This window comes from uncultured Pseudokineococcus sp., from assembly GCF_947499845.1.
Taxonomy (GTDB): Bacteria; Actinomycetota; Actinomycetes; order Actinomycetales; family Quadrisphaeraceae; genus Pseudokineococcus.
In genome coordinates, this window is record NZ_CANMPM010000008.1 from 153,089 (window position 1) to 173,851 (window position 20,763).

Sequence of the window (20,763 nt, forward strand, 5' to 3'; positions counted from 1 at the left end):
CGGCTAGGGTCGGACGCGAGCCGGTGCCGCCGCGGCCGGCGCCGGCGCGCGGAGGGCCACGACGGAGCGGCGACGGGGGTGCGCGGTGGACGGCTGGGGCGACCTGCAGTGGCTGCTCTGGGTGGGCCTGGCGCTGCTGCTGGGCGCCATCGAGGTCTCCTCGCTGGACTTCGTCTTCGGCATGATCGCCGCCGCGGCGCTCGTGGCCGCCCTGGTGGCCGCCCTCGGCGCCGACCTGCCCCTCCAGGTCATCAGCTTCGCCGTCGCCGCCGCGCTGCTGCTCGCCGTCGCCCGCCCCGCGGTCGTCCGCTGGGTCCGGCCGCGGCTGCCCGCCACCTCGACGGGGACGGACGCCAACGTGGGACGCCGCGCGGAGGTCCTCGAGCAGGTCACGGCGCGCGACGGCCGCGTGAAGCTCCGCGGCGAGGTGTGGTCCGCCCGCACCGACGGCGGCGCCCCGCTGCCCGTGGGCGTCGACGTCGAGGTCGTCCGCATCGAGGGCGCCACCGCCGTCGTGCGCGCCCTGCCCACCACCGACCCCGGGCCCGCCGCCGCCGGCCCGAGCGGCCCGAGCGGCCCGACCAGCCCGAGCGCACCGAGCCCCTGGAGCCCCTCGTGATCGGCACCGTCGCCCTGTACGTCGTCCTCCTCCTCCTCGTCGTCTTCGTCATCGCGACGGTGGTGAAGTCGGTGCGGATCGTGCCGCAGGCGAGCGCCGTCATCATCGAGCGGCTCGGCCGCTACTCGCGGACGCTGGACGCGGGGCTGCACTTCCTCGTCCCCTTCATCGACAAGCCGCGGGCGACGGTCGACCTGCGCGAGCAGGTCGTGTCCTTCCCGCCGCAGCCGGTCATCACCTCGGACAACCTCGTCGTCAGCATCGACTCGGTCATCTACTTCCAGCCCACGGACCCGAAGGCGGCGACCTACGAGATCGCCAACTACATCCAGGGCATCGAGCAGCTCACCGTCACGACCCTGCGCAACGTCGTCGGCTCGCTCGACCTCGAGCAGACGCTGACGAGCCGCGACCAGATCAACGGCCAGCTCCGCGGCGTCCTCGACGAGGCGACCGGGCGCTGGGGCGTGCGCGTGAACCGCGTCGAGCTCAAGGCCATCGACCCGCCCGCCAGCGTGCAGGACTCGATGGAGAAGCAGATGCGGGCCGAGCGCGACCGCCGCGCCGCCATCCTCAACGCCGAGGGCGTCAAGCAGAGCCAGATCCTCACGGCCGAGGGCGACAAGCAGTCCTCCGTCCTGCGGGCGGAGGGGCAGGCGCAGGCCGCCATCCTCGAGGCCCAGGGCCGCTCCCGCGCCATCGTCGAGGTCTTCGCGGCCATCCACCGGGGCAACCCGACGCCGAGCCTGCTGGCCTACCAGTACCTGCAGACGCTGCCGCAGATCGCCCAGGGCGACGCCAACAAGGTGTGGATCGTCCCGAGCGAGCTCAACGACGCGCTCAAGGGCGTCGGCGACGTCCTGGGACGGCGCGACGGCGGCGGCCACGACGCCGAGCCGCACGAGGTCGACGTCGAGGGCGTGGGCGGCGACCTCGACGCGCCGACGCTGGAGGACCCGGGCGAGGCGCTGCGCCGCGCCCGGGAGGAGGCGCAGGGGGCCACCCGCGAGGCGGCGGACAGCGAGTCGGCCACGCGCCGGGGGCGGCGCGCCCCCGACAGCGGCGGCGACGTGCCGCCGGCGGCGGGCGCGCCCGACCCGGCCCAGCAGGCCGGCGAGGCCACCCGGGCGGCCGAGCGGGCGCAGCGGGAGGCGGGCGCACCGCCGGTGCAGGGCCCGGACGACGGCGGCGCGGGCACGGGTCGGACGCCGACCGGCTGAGCACCCGCCGCAGCCGCCGGGGCCGCGCGCAGGGCGGGACCACCGGGACCGCCCGCCCTGCGAGGACCGCCCGCCCTGCGAGGACCGCCCGCCCTGCGACGACCGCCCGCCCTGCGAGAGCCTCGTGAGCCCCGGCCCGCGGGCGCCTACCCTCGGCGCATGACCGCGACCGTGGACGCGCCGACCTCCGCCCGCGCCGGCGAGGTCGAGGAGCCGCCCGCCGGGCAGGACGCCGTCCGGGAGGCCGTCCTCGACGTGTGCCGCGCCGCCCGGGTCGCCAGCAAGGCCCTCGCCACGGCGACGCGGGCCACCAAGGACGCCGCCCTGCTGGCCGTCGCCGACGCGCTCGTCGCCCAGGCCCCCCGGGTCGAGGCGGCCAACGCCCGCGACCTGGAGCGCGGCGCCGCGGAGGGCCTGCCCGCCAACCTCCTGGACCGCCTGCGCCTGGACGCGGGTCGCCTCGCCGCCATCGCCGGCGCCGTCCGCGACGTCGCCGCGCTGCCGGACCCGGTGGGCGAGGTCGTGCGCGGGCAGACCCTGCCGAACGGGCTGCGCCTGCGGCAGCTGCGCGTGCCGATGGGCGTCGTCGCCGTCGTCTACGAGGCCCGGCCCAACGTCACGGTCGACGCCGCCTCCCTGGCGCTCAAGAGCGGGAGCGCCGTGGTGCTGCGGGGCGGCTCGGCGGCCCGCGAGACCAACGCCGTCGTCGTCGAGGTCGTCCGCGAGGCCCTCGTCGCGTCCGGCCTGCCCGCCGAGCTCGTCAGCACCGTCGACGAGCACGGCCGCGAGGGCGTGCGCCACCTGATGCGCGCCCGGGGGCTCGTCGACGTCCTCGTGCCGCGCGGGGGAGCGGGGCTCATCGCCGAGGTGGTGCGCTCCTCCACGGTCCCCGTCATCGAGACCGGCACGGGCAACTGCCACGTCTACGTCGACGCCGCCGCCGACCTCGACGTCGCCCTCGCGGTGGCCCTCAACAGCAAGACGCAGCGCACGAGCACCTGCAACACCGCCGAGACGGTGCTCGTCCACGCCGCCGTCGCGGGCGCCTTCCTGCCGGCCCTGCTCACCGCCATGAGCGCCGAGGGCGTCCGCCTCCACGGCGACGACGCCGTCCGCGCGGCCGCCGAGGGCCTCGACGGCGTCGAGGTGGAGCCCGCCACCGACGAGGACTGGGCCACCGAGTACCTCGCCCTCGAGCTGGCCGTCGCGGTGGTCCCCGACCTCGACGCGGCGCTCGCGCACATCGACCGGTGGTCGACCCAGCACACGGAGGCCGTCGTCACCCGGGACCTCGCCGTCGCGGAGCGCTTCGCCGCGGAGGTCGACTCGGCCGCCGTCATGGTCAACGCCTCCACGCGCTTCACCGACGGCGCCCAGCTCGGCCTCGGCGCCGAGGTCGGCATCTCGACGCAGAAGCTCCACGCGCGCGGGCCCATGGGGCTCGCCGAGCTGACGACGACGCGCTGGGTCGTCACCGGGGACGGGCACGTGCGCGCGTGAGGCGCCCGGGCGCCGGGCGGCCGGCCGCGGCCGCCGTGGCAGGATGCGCGTGCGGCGGCCCGCCCGGACCGTCGCCCGCCCCCCGGGAGGAGACCCGACCATGCTGAGCTCCGTCATGGGGGCCGCCCTCGTCCTCGCCTCCGAGGCCGAGGGCGAGCACCACGAGATCGTCAACGAGCTGCCCTTCCCCTCGTTCTACTTCGGGCTCATCGCCTTCGGCGCGCTCATCGCGCTGCTCCTGCTGACCTACGCCTTCCGCAGCGTCAGCACGCGCCACCCCGACCGCGACGGGATGCACGAGGGGCCGCACGACGCGCCCCACGACGCCCGCGCCGGCTCCGGCCACTGAGCCCCGAGCCGACCCCGGTGGCGGACGGCGACCCCGACGTCGCAGCGGACCCGGCGACGCGGGGGGACCGGGGGGCGCGGGGCGACGTCCGCGCCGCGGGCGAGCCCGCCGGCTCCGCCGAGCCGCGGACGGCCCGCCGCGCCGAGCCGCCCGTGCCCTCGCCGGGGCGCCGGCGCATCGGGGTCATGGGCGGCACCTTCGACCCCGTCCACCACGGGCACCTCGTGGCGGCCAGCGAGGTCGCGAGCGTCTTCGACCTCGAGGAGGTCGTCTTCGTGCCCACCGGGCGGCCGTGGCAGAAGGACCACCGCGAGGTCACCGACGCCGAGCACCGCTACCTCATGACGGTCGTCGCCACCGCCTCCAACCCCTCCTTCACGGTCAGCCGCGTCGACGTCGACCGCCCCGGCCCGACGTACACCGTCGACACCCTCCGCGACCTGCGCGCGACGACGGGGGACGCCCAGCTCTTCTTCATCACGGGCGCCGACGCCCTCCAGCAGATCCTCGGCTGGAAGGACGCCGACGAGGTGTGGGAGCTGGCGCACTTCGTCGGCGTCACCCGCCCCGGCCACGAGCTGGCCGCCACGGGCCTGCCGGCCGACCGGGTGAGCCTCCTGGAGATCCCCGCGCTGGCGATCTCCTCGACGGACTGCCGCGAGCGGGTCTCGCGGGGCGAGCCGGTCTGGTACCTCGTGCCCGACGGCGTCGTGCAGTACATCGGCAAGCACCGCCTCTACGCGGCGGACGGCGCGGCCGACGGCGAGCGCCCCGCGGCGGACGGGCTGCTGCGGTGAGCGCGCGCGAGGACGGCGAGGACCTGCTGCGCCGGGCCGCCGACGAGCTCGCGGCCACCTCGGCGCAGGGGCAGGCCGACGTCGAGCGCCCGACCGGGGGCCCCGGCCGCCGCGCGGGCGCCGACGAGGGGCCCGACGGCCTCGACGCCGCGGGCGTGGACCCCGACGACGTCTCGCCCGGCCCCGACCCGGAGAGGCCCTCCGAGCGCTGAGACCGCCCGGGCGCCCGGCGGCCGCCCGTGCGGGCGGATCGCCGCCCGGGGCGACGGCCTCGGGGGAGCGCGCCCGCGTGAGACCCTGGGGCCTCGGCCGCGGCGACCCGCCGCGGCGCGTCTGGAGGACCCCGTGACCGCCACCGACCGCTCCCTGGAGCTCGCCCGCGCCGCCGCCGAGGCCGCCGCCGACAAGCTGGCGGACGAGGTGCTGGCCCTCGACGTCAGCGAGCAGCTCGTCATCACCGACGTCTTCGTCCTCGCCTCCGGCGACTCCGACCGGCAGGTGCGCGCCATCGTCGACGCCGTCGAGGAGCGCATGCGCGACCTCGGCGCCCGCCCCGTGCGCCGCGAGGGCCTCACCGAGGCGCGATGGGTCCTGCTCGACTACGCCGACATCGTCGTCCACGTGCAGCAGACGGAGGACCGCCGCTTCTACGCCCTCGAGCGGCTCTGGAAGGACTGCCCCGTCGTCGAGCTGCCCGAGTCGGTGCGCGCCGGCCGCTCCGCGTGAGCGACGCCTCCGGGGGCGGGGGCGCCGCCGGGCCGGCGCAGGTGGTGCTCTGGCGCCACGGCCGCACCGCCTGGAACGCCGACGGGCGCTGGCAGGGCCACACCGACGTCCCCCTCGACGAGCGGGGCTCCGAGCAGGTGGCCGCGGCCGCCGCCGTCCTCGCGGCCCGGGGGCCGGTGCGGGTCGTCAGCTCGGACCTGTCGCGCGCCAGCGCGACGGCGGGCGCCCTCGCACTGGCCGCCGACCTGCCCGTGGCCCTCGACCCGCGGCTCCGCGAGGTCTTCGGCGGCGACTGGCAGGGCCTGCGGCGGGCGGAGATCGCCGCGGGCTGGCCGGAGCTCCACGCCGCCTGGCTCGCGGGCGACGACGTCCCGCCGGGGGGCGGGGAGCGGCGCACCGAGGCCGGCGCCCGCGTCCTCGCCGCCGTCGAGGAGCACGCCGCGCCGCTGGGCGACGGCGAGGTCCTCGTCGTCGTCGGCCACGGCGGCGCCCTGGGGGCGGCGCTGCTCCAGCTGCTGGGCCTGCCCGCCGCCGCCGCCCCGGTCCTCACGGGACTGCGCAACGCGCGCTGGAGCACGCTGCTGCGCGGGGCGCCGGGAGCGGCTCCGTGGCGGCTGCTCGAGCACAACGCCGGGGCCTGGTCGCACGCCTGAGCCCGGCGCCGCGGGGCGATTTGGACGCCGTCGAGCGGCCGGGCTAGTCTCTCCTCCGTCCTCGCAGGGCCCTCCGGGTCCCGCAGGTCGGTCCGGGGCTGTGGCGCAGCTGGTAGCGCACCTCCATGGCATGGAGGGGGTCAGGGGTTCGAATCCCCTCAGCTCCACCGGACACCGTCGGGCCCGTCCCCCTCGTGGGGGCGGGCCCGACGTCGTCCCGGGGCTCGTCGTCCTGGGGCCTCGTCGTCCCGGGTGACGGTCTCGTGACAGGTCCTCCTGGCCCGCCCGGTGCGGTGCGCGGAGGCGCGGGCGTCGGCGATGATCGTGCGGTGGACGACGAGCACCCCGGCACGACCCCGCCCGGTGGGGAGCGCGCGCCCCGGCACCGGCCTTGGCGCGCCGGCCGTGGCCGGGCGCTCGCGGCCTGGAGCGCCCTCGTCGTCGCCCTCGGCCTCGTCGCCGCCGTCTACGGCGTCACGTCGGCGTCCGCCGAGGCCAGCCTCGGGCCGCACGTGGCGGAGTACTCCGTGACGACCGACGGCGAGGTCGCCGTCGACCTCGGCCCCCTCGGCGCCCTCGTCATCGACTCGCCGCTGCCCCTGCGGCTGGGCGTCGACGTCGTCGTCGAGGAGATCCCGCGCGAGGTCACCGACATCGGCGTGTCGTCGACGTCGACGGTCGACCTGCTGGGCGACGACCTCCAGCGCTACCTCCAGCTCTTCTCGGCCCCGCAGGCCACCGTCGACGTCGTCGTGCGCGCGCTCGTGCTCGACGCCGCGCAGCGGTGGCTGACCGCCTGGGCGCTCCTCGTGCTCGTCGCCGTCCTCGGCCGCCTGGCCCTGGGGCCCGCCCGTCGGGCCGAGCTGGCCGCCCTCGGCCACCGGCACCGCGCCGTGCTGGCCGGCGTGCTGGCCCTCTCGCTCGTCGCCGCCGTGGTCGTGGCCGGTTTCCGCCCGCAGGCGCAGCGCGACGCCGCCAGCCGCCAGGCGTCGCCCGTCTTCGACGGCACCCCGCTCGAGGGCGCCCGCATCACCGGCCGCCTCGCGAGCGTCGTCGACCTCGTCGGCGGCTACGTGACCGACTTCGTCGACCAGAACACGGAGTTCTACGACCGCGTCACCGCCGACCTCGAGCGCGCCTGGGCGCAGCGCAGCAGGCAGGACCCGGCCGTGCTGCCCGCCTCGGGCTCGTCCCGCAGCACGTCCTCGGAGAGCAGCGACGGCACCGCGTCCTCGGACGTCATCGCGTCGCCCGGCAGCACCGCGACGCCCACCGGCACGACCGCCCCGAGCGGTCCGGCGGCGGCCGCGGGCGATCCGCAGGCGACGTCCACGGCCGGCGCGACGCCGGGGCCGACGACCACCGCGCGGGAGCGCGTGCCGGCGGACGACGTCGTCACCGCGCTCGTCGTCTCCGACCTGCACTGCAACGTGGGGATGGCCGGGCCGGTCGCCCGGCTCGCGGAGCTCGCGGACGTCGACCTGGTGCTCGACGCCGGGGACACCGTGATGAACGGCACGGCCGTCGAGCAGACGTGCGTCAGCGCCTTCGCCGGGGCCCTCCCCGACGTGCCGGTCGTCGTGGCGGACGGCAACCACGACAGCCCGACGACCGCCGACCAGGAGCGGGCGGCGGGCTGGACGGTGCTGGACGGCGAGGTCGTGGACGTCGCGGGCCTGAAGATCCTCGGCGTCCCCGACCCGCGCTCCACGCAGTTGCTCTCGGGCAGCTCCGCCCCCGAGGGCGCCTCCGCCGAGGAGAGCGCCCGGACGCTCGTCGAGGAGGCGTGCGCGGCGGACGACGTCGACCTGCTCCTCGTGCACGACCCGTCCATCGGGGCCCCCGCGCTGGAGGCGGGCTGCGCGCCGGCGCAGGTCTCCGGCCACTACCACGTGCGGACCGACCCCGAGCAGGTCGGCCGGGGCATCCGGTACATCAGCTCGAGCACGGCCGGCGCGGTGCACGACCAGCTCACCGTGGGGCCGCTCAACGGGACGGCCGAGATGACGCTGCTGCGCTTCGACGCCGGGACGGGCGACGTCCTGTCGTGGCGGGTCGTCAGCGCCACGGCGAACGCCGAGGTCACCGTGGGGCCGTGGCGCGCCTGGCCGGCCATCTCCTCGACGCCCACGCCCGTCGACGAGGCCGACCCGACGCTGCTGCCCGAGGGCGACGCCGCGGACGGCCCCGACGCGCCGCCGGACGCCCCGGGCCAGCCCGCCCTCGACGACGACGGGCGCTCCACCACCGGTGACGGCGGGGCCGCGCCGGTCCCCACGCCGGGTGGGACGCCGAGCGTGACGTCGGACGGGGCGGCGGGCGGGGCGGCGGGCGCGCCCACCTCCGCGCCGACCGCCGGCGGCTGACCCGGGAGCTGTCCGACCCCCGAGCCGACGAGCCGGCCCCGTCGGCCGGCTCGGCCCTCCCGCGACGCCGGGCGGGTCGCGCGGCGTCGGCCGTCCGGTGGACCGCGCCGGCGCGCGCTGCACCCGGCGCCCGGGCGCGCCGATGGCCTCCTCATGCCCCCTGCCGGCCCCGCCGCCCCGACCGAGGACCCGGCCCTCCCGTCGCCGCGCGCCGTGCCGGACGACGCCCCGCCGGACGACGCCCCGCCGGACGACGCCCCGCCGGACTGGCCGGCGCTCGTCGCCGGCGTCCTGGCGGACCCGTCGCGGCTGCGGCTCGTCGTCCAGCCCATCGTCGACGTCGCCCGCGCCGTCGTCGCGGGCTACGAGGTGCTGTCGCGCTTCGAGCAGCCGGCCGGGGTGGCGCAGCCGCTGACGCCCGACCTGTGGTTCGCCGCCGCCGACCGGCTCGGGCGCGGCGCCGCGCTGGAGGCCCTCGTCGTGGAGAGGGCGCTCGCGCTGCGCGCGGACCTGCCGGACAACTGCTTCCTCACCGTCAACGTCAGCCCGCACCTGCTCGGCGAGCCCGTCCTGGCGGACCTCCTCCTCGGGGCGGGGGACCTCTCGCCCCTCGTGCTCGAGCTCACGGAGCACACCGCCGTCGCCGACCTCACGCCCGTCGTGGCCCTCTGCGGGCGGCTCGCCGACCGCGGCGCCCTCGTCGCCCTCGACGACGCCGGCTCCGGCTACTCCGGCCTGCAGCAGCTGACGACCGTGCGCCCGCACCTCGTCAAGCTGGACCGCGCCCTCGTCGCCGGCATCCACCTCGACGAGGCTAAGCTGGCGCTCGCGGAGATGCTCGGCGAGCTCGCCGGCCGCCTCGACGCGTGGCTGCTCGCCGAGGGCGTGGAGACGTGGGAGGAGATGGACGCCTTCCTGCGCCTCGGCGCCCCGCTCGCCCAGGGGTACCTGCTGGCGCGTCCCTCGCCCCGCTTCGAGCCCCTGGACGCCGCCGTGGCCGCGCGCCTGCGATCCGCCGCGGCACGCGTCTCGTTCGTCGAGGACGTGGCCAGCCTCGTCGAGGCCGTCCGCTGCGAGGACCCGAGCACGGGGGAGCCCCTGCTGCTGGAGGCGGGCGAGGTGGGGCTGCGCCTCGACGAGGAGGCCCACCCGGCCGCGCTCCTGCTCCCGCTGCGCCGCGAGGGGGAGAGCGGGCACCGCACGGCGCGGGTGTCCCTGCGCGCCCGTCCCTCCGACGGCGTCGTCGACCTCGCCCGCCGCGCCGTCTCCCGCCCCGAGGCGACGCGCTTCGACCCCGTCGTCGTCGTCGACGACCTCGGGCGCGCCGTGGGGATCGTGCGCGCCGAACGGGTGGTCGCGCGCCTCGTGGCGCTGCTCGAGGGCGCCGGCGGCCGATGAGGGGGTGGGCGCCGAGACGCGGTCGCCCGACCAGGAGGTGACCATGAAGCAGTTCTCGTGCGGTGACGTCGTCCCGGGGTGCCGCAAGACCTTCAGCGCTCCGACGGAGGCCGACATCCTCGGCGCCGTGGGCGCCCACGCCCGCGACGACCACGGGCTGGCGGAGGTCCCCGCCGCCCTCGTCGAGCAGGTCCGGGGACGCATCCTCACCCTCGCCTGAGCGACCACGGCGGGCGGCCCCGGGCCGTCCGCCGCCCCCGCGCCCCCCGGCGCTCAGCCGCCCCTCGGGCGGCGGCGAGCCGGGGGGCGCGGGCGCGCCCGCTCGTGGGACCGTCCCGGCGTGGACGACACCCCCGCCCGGCGCCTCTCCGCCGGAGACCCCGCCCCCGGACGACCCGCCCCCCGACACCCCGATCCCGGCGGCACGGGCCCCGGTCGCCGCGTGCTCGTGACCGGCTGGTTCAGCGTCCCCGACGGCGAGATCACCGCGGGGGACCTCCTCGCGCGCGACGCCGCCGTCGCGGACCTCCGCGCCCTCGACGAGCCGTTCGACGTCGCGATGACGCGCACCTTCGCGCCCGACGACGCGGCCAGCGTGGACCTCGACACGGTCGACCCGGAGCGCTACGACGTCGTCCTGTGGGTGTGCGGGCCCGCCCGCGGGCGCCAGCTGCAGCGCGTCGCCGACCGCTTCCCCCACGCCCGGCTCCTCGGCGTCGACGTCTCGGTCGTCGGCGGTGTCGCGCCGCTGCACGCGGCCCTGGCCCGCGACGGCGACGGCGAGCCGCGGCCCGACACCTCCCTGATCGTGCCCGTGCCGCCGGTGCCCGTCGTCGGATTCTGCGCCGCGCACGCCCAGCACGAGTACGGTGAGCGGCAGCGCCATGACGCCGTCCACGACGTCGTCCTGCCCGCCCTCGCCTCGGCCCCCGGCCCCGCGGGGCCGCCGGCGGTCGTGCCCTTCGACACGCGCCTGGCCACCGGGGAGCCCCACGTGCCCTCGACCGCCGCGCAGGTCGAGGCCCTGCTCCGCTGCTTCGACGTCGTCGTCAGCAGCCGCCTGCACGGCGTGGTCCTGGCGCTGAAGAACGCCGTCCCCGTGGTCGCGCTCGACCCCGTCGAGGGCGGCGCCAAGGTGGCCGCGCAGGCGCGGGCGCTGGGCTGGCCCGTCCTCCTGCCGCACGAGGTGACGCGCGAGCGCGTCCAGGAGCAGCTGGCGTGGGCCCTGTCGCCGGAGGCGCGCGAGGCCGCGCGGGCGGTCCTGCCGAGGGCGCAGGAGGCGCTCGCCGGGTCCGCCCGCGAGCTCGGGGCCCTGCTGCGCGTCCCGGCGGGCGGGTGAGGCACCGCTCCCCGGGGCGTCGTCAGGGGCGTCGTCGGGGGCGTGGCCCCGCGGTGCGTCCCGGACGTCTCCCGGGCACCCGCCCCCGGGGGCGGGCGGTCGCGGGGGCGTCGTGGGGGCGGGCGGTCGCAGGGGCGTCGTCGTGGCGGTGACGATGCGCGACGTCGCCCGTCGCGCCCGGGTCTCCTCGAAGACGGTGTCGAACGTCGTCAACCGCCGCCCGCACGTGCACGAGAGCACCCGGGCGCGGGTCGAGCAGGCGATCCGCGAGCTGGGGTACCGGCCCAACCTCTCCGCCCGGGGCCTGCGGTCGGGGCGCACCGGCGTCGTCGGCCTCGTGCTGCCGGACCTGCGGCCGCCCGCCGCCGCGGCCCTCGCCGACGCGGTGCTCACGGCGGCGCGGGAGCACGACCTCGCCGTCGTCGTGAGCCGCACCGGCGCCGATCCCCGGAGCCGCGCGGGTGTCCTCGCGGGCGAGCCGCACCGCACCGACGGTCTGCTGCTCGCCGCCGAGCTGCTCGGCGCGCCGGAGAGGGCGCTGCTCGACGGGGTGGACCACCCGGTCGTCCTCCTCGGCCGGGCGGACGTCGTCGTCGCCGTCGACCAGGTGGCCCCCGCGGACGCCGCGGCGGCGGCGGCCGCCGTCCGGCACCTGCTCGACGTGGGGCGCCGCCGGGTGGCGGTCGTCGGGGCACCGGTGGGAGGGGCACCGGCGGGAGGGGCGCCGGCGGACGGACCGACCGGGCGGGGCGGGGCGGGCGCCCGGGTCCTCGGGTACCGCCGGGCGCTGGAGGACGCCGGCGTCCCCGTGGACCCGCGCCTCGTCCTCCCCGCGCGGGACGGGGACCCGCGGGCCGGCGCGGCGGCCGTCGCCGCGCTGCTCGCCACGGGCGCGCCGGTCGACGCCGTCCTCGCGCTCGACGACGCGCTGGCCGTCGGCGCCCTCCACGCGCTGGCCGATGGCGGCCTGCGGGTGCCGGACGACGTGGCGGTGATGGGTCTCGGGGACCTCGCGCCGGGGTGGGCCCGCCCCGCGCTGTCCTCGGTGGACCTGGGCCTGGACGACGTCGCCCGCACCGCCGTCGCGATGCTGCTCGAGCGGGTCGGGGGCGCCGGGCCCGGCCAGGTGCCGCCCCGGCGCCACGAGGCGCCGTTCCGCGTGGTCGTCCGCGCGTCGACCGGCGGCCCGGCCGGGGGCTGAGGCGCACCCGGTGGCGTCGGCGCCCGTCCGCCGCCGCGCGTCGCAAGGTGCCGCCGTGGTCACCATGAGCGACGTCGCTCGGGCCGCGGGGGTCTCGCCGATGACCGTCTCCAACGTCGTCAACGGGCGCTCGGGCGTCAGCGAGGCGACCCGCGCCCGCGTCGCCGAGGCCGTCAGCGCGCTGGGGTACCGGGCCAACGCCAGCGCGCGGCGCCTGCGGACGGGGCGCACGGGCGCCGTGGGGCTCCTCGTCCCCGAGGTCGCCGCGTCCTACTACGCCCACCTGGCGGGCCGGCTGTCGCGCGGGTTGGAGCCGCACGGCTACCGCGTCGTCCTCGAGCGGACGGGCGCCACGCGCGCGGGGGAGGAGCGCGCCCTGTCGCCCGAGCGGCTGGGCGCCTACGACGCCGTCGCCGTCAGCCCCGTCGTCCTCGACGGCGAGGAGGTGCGGCGGGCCGTGGGCGACAAGCCGTGCGTCCTGCTCGGCGAGCGGCCCCTGCAGGGCGCGCACCCCCAGGTGGCGATGGACGACGTCGGGGGCTCGGTCCTCGCCGTCCGCCACCTCCTCGAGCACGGCGCCCGCCGCGTCGCCGTCGTCGGGGGCCGCCCCGCCCGTGCGGGCGCCGACATGCCGAGCCTGCGCACCGAGGGGTACCGCTGGGCGCTGCTCGACGCCGGCGCGGACGTCGACGAGCGGCTCGTCGTGCCGGTGAGCGCCTTCGACGCCCACGGCGGGTTCGAGGCGACGCGGCGGCTCCTCGAGGAGCACGCCGACGTCGACGCGCTCTTCGTCCTCACCGACGCCGCCGCCACGGGCGCGCTGCGCGCGCTCGCCGACCTCGGGCGCGACGTGCCGGGCGACGTCCAGGTGGTCGGCTTCGACAACGACGAGGGCTCCTCCTACACCGTCCCGCGGCTCACGACGGTGGACCCGGGCAACGCGGCGATGGCCGAGGCGGTCGTCGACCTGCTGCTCGCCCAGCTCCGCGCCGGGCCGGTGCCGGCGCGGCTGCTGCGCCCCAGCGGCGCGCACCTCGTCGTGCGCGAGTCGACCCGCGCGGTGAGCTCGCCCGCCTGAGGTCCCTGGCCGGCGGGCCCGGGGTCGGAGCTCCGTGGCTGGGAGTCCGGGTGCCCGCACGCGGGCGCGAGATGTCCGCTCCGCACCCCTTGACACGTCTCGTCCGACCGCAGCGGGGTACGGCCAGCGGCTTACGACGATGTAAGAGGCCAGGTAGACGCGGTATCGCGTTAAAGCACCGCCGCGCCAGAGGCAGCCGCTGCCACCGCCCCGACGCAGCACCCCGTCACGCCCGCCGGGCGGCCCGGGGTGGGGGCGGGAGCCTCGACGGAGAGGAGCCACCGGGTGGACGCTGTGCAGGAGGACCAGGTGCGCGGAGCGCCCTGGCGCAGGGGGTCGCCGTCGCGGCGGGGGCCGCGATGGTGCTCGGCGGGGTGGTCGCGGTCGCGGCGCCGGCGAGCGCGGCGACGCCGTGGGTCGTCGTCGACGAGTCGGGGTTCGCGACCTTCACGGTGCCCGTGGGCGAGGTGGAGGAGGCCGTCGGCCGCGACGTCAGCCAGATCGTCGCGGAGGGCGACTTCGGCCCGTCGTCGAACTGGGCGGAGTACGGCCTGACGCTCCGGGGCGACACCGCCACCGGCGTGCTCGGGCCTCTCGAGCCGGGTTCGTACTACTACCAGGTCACCGCGGACGACCAGTACACGGTCAAGGACCCGACCAACCCGACGAGCGTCACCTCCGAGCCGGAGTGGTCCACCTTCGTCGTCGAGGGCGAGGGGGCCGAGCTGCTCGTCGACGCCCCGGAGGGGGCGCGCGGCGAGGTGCGCGAGCTCACCTACCGCAGCTCGGTGGCCGGCGAGGACCGGTCGGCCCTCGCCTGGACGCCGCCGGACTACGACGCGGAGCGGGCCGAGCCCTACCCCGTGCTGTACCTCCAGCACGGCGGCGGGCAGGGCTACCGCGACTGGGTCGAGGTCGGCCGGGCCGGGCAGATCCTCGACAACCTCTACGCCGCGGGCGACATCGCGCCCATGGTCGTCGTCATGGGCGACGGGAACGTCCGCAGCTTCCCGGACGAGCTGCTGCGCAACATCACCCGAGCGGCGGAGCGGCAGCTCAACGTCAGCAGCGACCCGGCCCAGCGGGCGCTGGCGGGGCTGTCGATGGGCGGCGGCCAGGCCTTCGAGGTGCTCCGGTCCGACCCGGGCGCCTTCGCCTCCGTCGGCACCTTCGGCGCGGGCCGCTTCGACCTCGAGGACCTCCCGGTCGACGAGATCAACGCGGGCACCGAGCTGCTCCGGCTCTACGTCGGCAACCAGACCGACATCGCCTACAACGACGTCCACTCCGCCCTCGGGGCGCTCGACGCGGCGGGCGTGGAGCACCAGTTCGACGGCGCCAAGCCGGACGCCGGCCACAACTGGGACGCGTGGCAGGAGGACCTCGTCGACTTCTCCCAGCGCCTCTTCCAGGACGGGCGCTACCCCGGCCTCGGCCCGGGCCACGAGCTCATCGAGGAGCCCTTCACGCCGACGGCGCCGGAAGACGGGTCGACGCCGTGGGTCACCGACGACGGCTTCGCCACCTTCGAGACCACGACGGACTTCGCCGACGCCGAGCACGTCACGGTGTGGGCCAACTGGGGCCCGAGCAACCTGTGGCTGCGGGTCGAGCTGTCCGAGGTCGGTGACCGCTGGCGCGGCACCGTCGGGCCCCTCGAGCCCGGCTGGTACCACTACCGCCTCATCGTCGACATGCAGTCGGTCAAGGACACCCGGAACCCGACGAGCGTGACGAGCGAGCCCACGTGGAGCCAGTTCCTCGTGCCGGGCGGGGCCGCGCGCGTCCTCACGCCCGTCCCCGAGGACGAGCGCGGGACGGTGCAGCCGATGACGTACGACAGCGGCGTCGCCGGCGAGGAGCGCACGGCGCTCGTGCGGACCCCGCCGGGCTTCGACGCCGACCGCGCCGAGCCCTGGCCGGTGCTGTACCTGCAGCACGGCGGCGGCCAGACCTACACGGACTGGACCGAGATGGGCCACGCCGCGGAGATCCTCGACAACCACCTGCGCGACGGCAACCTCGAGCCGATGGTCGTCGTCATGGGGAACGGCAACGTCGGCGACTTCACGACGGAGCTCCTCGAGGACATCGCCCCGGCGGCGCAGGAGCAGTTCGGCGTCAGCGACGACCCCCAGCGCCGGGCGCTCGCCGGCCTGTCGATGGGCGGGTTCCAGACGATGCAGGTGCTGCGCCAGCGGCCCGGCGCCTTCGGCTACGTCGGGACCTTCTCGGCCGGGTACTCCGGCGACGGCTCCGACCTCGACGTCGAGGCCGTCAACGAGGGCACCACGCTGCTGCGGCTCTACAACGGCAACGTCACGGACTTCACCTACGGGTCCGTGCGCTCGACGCTCGAGCTCTTCGACCGGCTGGGCGTGGAGCACGAGTTCGACGGGTACTACGAGGGCCCGCACGGCTGGGACACCTGGCAGCACGCCCTGGTCGACTTCGCCCCGCGCCTGTTCCGCCAGGCCACGGCGGACGACGGCGACGGCATCCCGGTCGAGGCCACCGTGCCCGAGGAGGCCGACGGCTTCCTCGCGATGACCGTCGGCGGTGACGGCGGCGGCACGGCGCTCGGTGCGGCCTCCAACGCGGGCGACCGCCTCGTGATGCAGGGCCGCCTGCTCGACATCGCGGTGACGGACTCCCGCACCGACGCGCAGGCCGGCGACGGGGGCTGGGCCGTCTCGGGCCAGTCGTCCGACCTCGCCGGCCCGGGGGGTGCCCTGCCGGCCGGGCACCTCGGGTGGACGCCGCTCGTCGTGGCGGCCGCAGAGGGCGTCACGGCCGGGCCGTCGGTCCGGACGGTCATGAGCGGCGGCGCCGGTCTGGCCGCGCCGCAGCGGCTGGCCGCGGCGAGCGGGTCCGACCGCTCCGGCACGGCCACGGTGACGGCGGACCTGAGGCTCGAGGTGCCCACCAGCACCCGGCCGGGGACCTACCGGGGCGCGGTCACCGTGTCGCTCTTCCCGGTCGACTGAGGTCCCGGTCGACCGAGGTCTCCCTCGGCCGACGTCGCCCCACCGGGCTCGTGTCGCGGCTGCTGCGGCAGCCGCGCCACGGCCCCGACCCGGTGCCCGCCCGCCCCGCCGGGGCGGGCGGGCACCCGCTCCACCTGACCCGCTCGACCCGAGCAGTCCCACCGGCCCCGGAGGTCCCCATGCGGCGCGTCGTCCCCGCGGTGCTCGTCGCCGCGCTCACCGGGCTGCTGCTCGCGCCGCCCGCGGTCGCCACCGCGCCGGCTGCGGCCCCCACCGGGGCCCAGACCCCGGACCCGTCGCCCGAGCAGGCCGCGGCCGCGGCCGACGGGCGCACGACGTGGACGGTGCAGCCGTCCTCGGGCGGCGCCGCCGACGGCCGCGTCTCCCTCCGCCAGTCCCTGGCGCCCGGCGCCAGCGGGCAGGACGAGGTGCTCGTGACGAACTTCGGCCCGGCCGCGGCCCGCTTCCGCGTCCACGTCGGGGACGGCGTCGTCGGCGCCGGGGAGGCCTTCGACGTGGCGCCGGCCGGCAGCACGCCGGGCGGCTCCGGCACCTGGGTCTCCCTCGGCGAGGTGCCGGGGGCCGCCGACGACGGGGAGGGCGGCGTCGTCGTCGCGCTCGAGCCGGAGCAGCAGGTCGCGGTGCCCCTCACGACGACCGTGCCGGCGGACGCCGTCCCCGGCGACCACCCGGCCGGCGTCGTCGCCGAGGTCCTCCCCGAGGGCGACGAGCCGCTCGAGGTGGCGGCGCGCGTGGGCGTGCGCCTGCACCTGCGGGTGACCGGCGACGTCCGGGCCGCGGTCGTCGCGGAGGACGTCCGGGCGCGGTGGCGGCCCTCGTGGAACCCCTTCTCGAGCGGCTCGGTGCTCGTGACCTACGGCGTCCGCAACGCGGGCCAGGTGCGCGTGGCCGCGACGTCCGACGTCCGCGTCTCCGGGCCGGTCGACGCCCTCGGGGCGACCGCCTCCGACAGCTGGCGCGAGCTGCTGCCCGGGCAGGTCGTGCCGGCGAGCACCGACCTGTCGGTGTGGGGCCTGCTCCGCTCCGGCGGCCGGGTCGTCGTCGAGGGCGCTCCCGTGGGCGCCGACGTCCTCGACGCGGAGCCGGTCGGCGACAGCGTGCCGCTGGCCGTCTGGACCGTCCCGTGGCCGCAGCTCGTCCTGCTGCTCCTCGCGGGGCTGGTGCTCGTCCTCGTCGTCCGCCGCCGCCGCGCGGCGGAGCGCCGCGTGCAGGAGCGGATCGACGCGGCCGTCGCCGCGGCGACCGCGTCCTCGGACGCCGCCCGCTGAGGGCGCCCGCGGAGGACCGACCGCGCAGGATCGACCAGGGGAGCCGTCCACGAGCGCGACCGTGCACGGTCACGCTCGTGGACGGCTCCTCGGCGTCGGCGCGGGAGAGGTGACGGGGGCCACGGCGCCGGGAGCCGGCCTCAGACGACGACGTTGACGAGCGACGGCGGGCGCACGACGACCTTGCGGACGACGGCGTCGCCGACGGCCCGCTGCACGGCGCCCTCGGCGAGGGCGCGCTCGCGCAGGTCGTCCTCGGTGATGTCGGCGGGCACCTGCAGGCGCGCGCGCACCTTGCCGCGGACCTGCACCACGGCGGTCACCTCGTCCTCGACGAGCAGGGCCTCCTCCGCCTCCGGGAAGGGCTCCCGCACGAGGGACGTGCTGCGCCCGAGGCGCTCCCACAGCTCCTCGGCGACGTGCGGCGCCAGCGGGGCGACGAGCAGGACGAGCTGCTCCGCGACGGCGCGCGGCGTCGAGCCCCGCTTGACGAGGTGGTTGTTGAGCTCGATCACCTTGGCCAGGGCCGTGTTGAAGCGCAGCCCCTCGTAGTCGCGCCGGACGCCGTCGACGGTGCGGGCGAGGACCCGCGCCGTCGCGTCGTCGACCGCCTCGTCCGTCACCCGCAGCTCGCCCGTCGTCTCGTCGACGACGTTGCGCCACAGGCGCTGGAGGAAGCGGAAGGAGCCGACGACGGCCCGCGTCTCCCACGGGCGCGCCGCGTCGAGGGGGCCCATGCCCATCTCGTAGAGCCGCAGGGTGTCGGCGCCGTACTCGGCGGCGATCTCGTCGGGCGCCACCGCGTTCTTCAGCGACTTGCCCATCTTCCCGAGCTCGCGCGTGACCGGCTGCCCCTGCCAGGTGTAGGCCGTGCCCGCCGGGCCCTCGGCCTCCTCGACCTCGGCCGCCGGCACGGCGATGCCGCGGGCGTCGCGGAAGACGTACGCCTGGATCATCCCCTGGTTGAAGAGCCGGTGGAACGGCTCCGAGGAGCTCACGTGGCCGAGGTCGTGGAGGACCTTGTGCCAGAAGCGCGCGTAGAGCAGGTGCAGCACGGCGTGCTCGGCGCCGCCGACGTAGAGGTCGACGCCGCCCAGCGGCTTGCCCTCCCGGGGGCCCATCCAGGCCGCCTCCAGGGCGGGGTCGACGAGGCGCTCGGTGTTGTCCGGGTCGAGGTAGCGCAGCTCGTACCAGCAGGAGCCCGCCCAGTTCGGCATGGTGTTGGTCTCGCGGCGGTACGGGCGCGGGCCGTCGCCGAGGTCGAGCTCGACGTGCACCCAGTCCTCCCGGCGCGACAGGGGCGTCTCGGGGGAGGTGTCGGCGTCGTCGGGGTCGAAGGTCCGCGGCGAGTAGTCGTCCACCTCGGGCAGCTCGACGGGCAGCTGGTCCTCCGGGACCGCGTGGGCGACGCCGTCCTCGTCGTAGACGACGGGGAAGGGCTCGCCCCAGTAGCGCTGGCGGCTGAAGAGCCAGTCGCGCAGCCGGTAGCTCGTCGTCGCCCGGCCCAGGCCGCGCTCGTCCAGCCACGCCGACATCCGCTGCACGGCCTCGGTGACCGGCAGGCCGTCGAGGACCACGCCGTCGTCCCCGAGGCGCCCGCGGGCGTCCGACCCCGTGACCGCGCCGTCCTTCGCCGTCCACGCGTCGTCCCACGTGGAGGCGTCGAGCCCGCGGTCGTCCGCCGGGGTGACGACGCAGCGCAGGGGGAGGTCGAGCGCGCGGGCGAAGTCGAAGTCGCGCTGGTCGTGAGCGGGCACGGCCATGATCGCCCCCGTGCCGTAGCCCATGAGGACGTAGTCGGCGACGAAGACGGGCACCTGCTCGCCCGTCGCCGGGTGCGTGGCGGTCGCCCCGGTGAAGACGCCGGTCTTGGCGCCGGCCGCCCCCTCGGCCTGCCGCTCGGCGTCGGTGCGCGCGGCCGCCCGGCGCGCGTAGGCGTGCACGGCCTCGCGGGGGGTGGCGGCGCCGCCGGTCCAGCTCTGCGGCAGCGGGTCTCCCGCGGGGGTGGCGTCCGGCCAGGACGCCGGCAGCACCGTGTCGACGAGGGGGTGCTCGGGGGCGAGGACGAGGTAGGTGGCCCCGAAGAGCGTGTCGGGGCGCGTGGTGAAGACCTCGACGACGCCGTCGCCCGCGCCCTCGCCGCCCTCGACGGCGAAGCGCACGTGGGCGCCGTGGCTGCGCCCGATCCAGTGCCGCTGCTGGACCTTGATGGCCTCGGGCCAGTCGAGCGGCTCGAGGTCGTCGACGAGGCGGTCGGCGTAGGCCGTGATCCGCATCTTCCACTGGCGCAGCGAGGCCGTGAAGACGGGGAAGTTGCCGCGCTCGGAGCGCCCCTCGGCCGTGACCTCCTCGTTGGCGAGCACCGTGCCGAGGCCCGGGCACCAGTTGACGGGCGCCTCGTCGGCGTAGGCGAGGCGGTGCCGGGACAGCACGTCGTCGCGCTCGACGGCGGTGAGCTCGGCCCACGGGCGCCCGTCGGGCGTCGGGCGGGAGCCGTCCTCGAAGGCGGCCACCAGCTCGGTGATCGGGCGTGCGCGCTGCTGCTCGGCGTCGTACCAGGACCCGAAGACCTGCAGGAAGATCCACTGCGTCCAGCGGTAGTACGCGGGGTCGATGGTCGAGATCGAGCGGTGCGGGTCGTGGCCCAGGCCGAGGCGGCGCAGCTGCTCGCGCATCGTCGCGATGTTCGCGAGGGTCGAGGTCCGCGGGTGCGTGCCGGTCTGGACGGCGTACTGCTCGGCCGGCAGCCCGAAGGCGTCGTAGCCGAGGGTGTGGAGCACCTCGCGCCCGGACATCCGCAGGTACCGGCTGTAGACGTCCGTCGCGATGTAGCCCAGGGGGTGGCCGACGTGCAGGCCCGCGCCCGAGGGGTACGGGAACATGTCCATGACGAAGGCGGTGCTGCCGCCCTCGCGCGGGGTGCGGGCCGCGTAGACGTCGTCGTCGAGCCACCGCTGCTGCCACCGCGCCTCGACCTGCGCCGCGAGCCCCGCGTCGTAGCGCGCGGCGGGCGCGCCGGGGGCGGGGGAGGGGGTCTCGGCGGGGTCGGTGTTCTCGGGAGCCACGCCTGCCGAGACTAGTGCGGCGCGCGGGCCGTCGAGGCCGCCGCCCGCGCCGGCGCCGGTGCGCCGGACCGGCCCTGCGGGGTCTGGTGGGCGGGCGGGGCGGCTGAGCCCTGATCCACCGGTGGTGGGCGGCGTGGCGGGGGTGATGTAGGCCGGGGTGCCCCGGTGACCAGGAA

17 protein-coding genes and 1 tRNA gene are annotated in these 20,763 nt (G+C 77.5%); 17 read left to right on the forward strand and 1 reads right to left on the reverse strand.

The annotated features are described in order from the left end of the window. Positions 1-85 precede the first annotated feature (85 nt). From Q0789_RS09785 to Q0789_RS09865, 17 genes are all read left to right on the forward strand, one after another. Positions 86-619: an NfeD family protein gene (locus tag Q0789_RS09785; protein ID WP_298804626.1), complete on the forward strand. Its 534-nt coding sequence runs from the start codon at positions 86-88 to the stop codon at positions 617-619. Next, on the forward strand, positions 619-1,839 hold the full coding sequence (locus tag Q0789_RS09790; protein ID WP_366917704.1) for an SPFH domain-containing protein: 1,221 nt from the start codon (positions 619-621) through the stop codon (positions 1,837-1,839). Before Q0789_RS09785 ends, Q0789_RS09790 begins: the two co-directional genes overlap by 1 nt. A 159-nt stretch (positions 1,840-1,998) precedes the next feature. Continuing rightward, on the forward strand, positions 1,999-3,339 hold the full coding sequence (locus tag Q0789_RS09795; RefSeq protein WP_298804630.1) for a glutamate-5-semialdehyde dehydrogenase: 1,341 nt from the start codon (positions 1,999-2,001) through the stop codon (positions 3,337-3,339). 100 nt (positions 3,340-3,439) lie between these two features. Further along, on the forward strand, positions 3,440-3,688 hold the full coding sequence (locus Q0789_RS09800) for a hypothetical protein (RefSeq protein WP_298804632.1): 249 nt from the start codon (positions 3,440-3,442) through the stop codon (positions 3,686-3,688). A gap of 152 nt (positions 3,689-3,840) precedes the next feature. Next, positions 3,841-4,485: a nicotinate-nucleotide adenylyltransferase gene (nadD, locus tag Q0789_RS09805; RefSeq protein ID WP_363326139.1), complete on the forward strand. Its 645-nt coding sequence runs from the start codon at positions 3,841-3,843 to the stop codon at positions 4,483-4,485. After that, entirely contained in the window at positions 4,482-4,697 is a 216-nt protein-coding gene (locus tag Q0789_RS09810) for a hypothetical protein (RefSeq protein WP_298804636.1), read from the forward strand. The genes nadD and Q0789_RS09810 overlap by 4 nt, the downstream gene beginning before the upstream one ends. Positions 4,698-4,830: 133 nt before the next feature. Beyond that, complete coding sequence (rsfS, locus tag Q0789_RS09815) at positions 4,831-5,211, forward strand: ribosome silencing factor (protein ID WP_171203394.1); 381 nt, start codon at positions 4,831-4,833, stop codon at positions 5,209-5,211. Continuing rightward, a complete protein-coding gene (locus Q0789_RS09820; protein ID WP_298804640.1) occupies positions 5,208-5,864 on the forward strand; it encodes a histidine phosphatase family protein in 657 nt (218 codons plus the stop codon). Before rsfS ends, Q0789_RS09820 begins: the two co-directional genes overlap by 4 nt. Before the next feature lie 94 nt (positions 5,865-5,958). Next, positions 5,959-6,031: transfer RNA gene (locus tag Q0789_RS09825), tRNA-Ala, on the forward strand. 162 nt (positions 6,032-6,193) lie between these two features. Beyond that, positions 6,194-8,230: a metallophosphoesterase gene (locus Q0789_RS09830; protein ID WP_298804642.1), complete on the forward strand. Its 2,037-nt coding sequence runs from the start codon at positions 6,194-6,196 to the stop codon at positions 8,228-8,230. A gap of 153 nt (positions 8,231-8,383) precedes the next feature. Beyond that, a complete protein-coding gene (locus Q0789_RS09835) occupies positions 8,384-9,628 on the forward strand; it encodes an EAL domain-containing protein (RefSeq protein ID WP_298804644.1) in 1,245 nt (414 codons plus the stop codon). Between the two features lie 43 nt (positions 9,629-9,671). Further along, positions 9,672-9,848, forward strand: a complete 177-nt coding sequence (locus Q0789_RS09840; protein WP_171203391.1) for a DUF1059 domain-containing protein — start codon at positions 9,672-9,674, stop codon at positions 9,846-9,848. Positions 9,849-9,968: 120 nt separating this feature from the next. Further along, positions 9,969-10,967 carry a polysaccharide pyruvyl transferase family protein gene (locus Q0789_RS09845; RefSeq protein WP_298804647.1) on the forward strand — a complete coding sequence of 333 codons (999 nt, stop codon included), beginning with the start codon at positions 9,969-9,971 and terminating at the stop codon, positions 10,965-10,967. A gap of 142 nt (positions 10,968-11,109) precedes the next feature. After that, positions 11,110-12,168, forward strand: coding sequence for a LacI family DNA-binding transcriptional regulator (locus Q0789_RS09850; RefSeq protein ID WP_298804649.1), 1,059 nt, complete (start codon positions 11,110-11,112; stop codon positions 12,166-12,168). Between the two features lie 64 nt (positions 12,169-12,232). Beyond that, positions 12,233-13,246, forward strand: coding sequence for a LacI family DNA-binding transcriptional regulator (locus tag Q0789_RS09855; protein WP_298804651.1), 1,014 nt, complete (start codon positions 12,233-12,235; stop codon positions 13,244-13,246). A 359-nt stretch (positions 13,247-13,605) separates the two neighbouring features. After that, a complete protein-coding gene (locus Q0789_RS09860; protein WP_298804653.1) occupies positions 13,606-16,233 on the forward strand; it encodes an alpha/beta hydrolase-fold protein in 2,628 nt (875 codons plus the stop codon). 179 nt (positions 16,234-16,412) lie between these two features. After that, a complete protein-coding gene (locus tag Q0789_RS09865) occupies positions 16,413-17,522 on the forward strand; it encodes a hypothetical protein (RefSeq protein WP_298804655.1) in 1,110 nt (369 codons plus the stop codon). Between the two features lie 140 nt (positions 17,523-17,662). Here Q0789_RS09865 and Q0789_RS09870 read toward each other — a convergent pair whose 3' ends face one another. Next, positions 17,663-20,587, reverse strand: coding sequence for a leucine--tRNA ligase (locus Q0789_RS09870; protein ID WP_298804657.1), 2,925 nt, complete (start codon positions 20,585-20,587; stop codon positions 17,663-17,665). Positions 20,588-20,763: the final 176 nt, after the last annotated feature.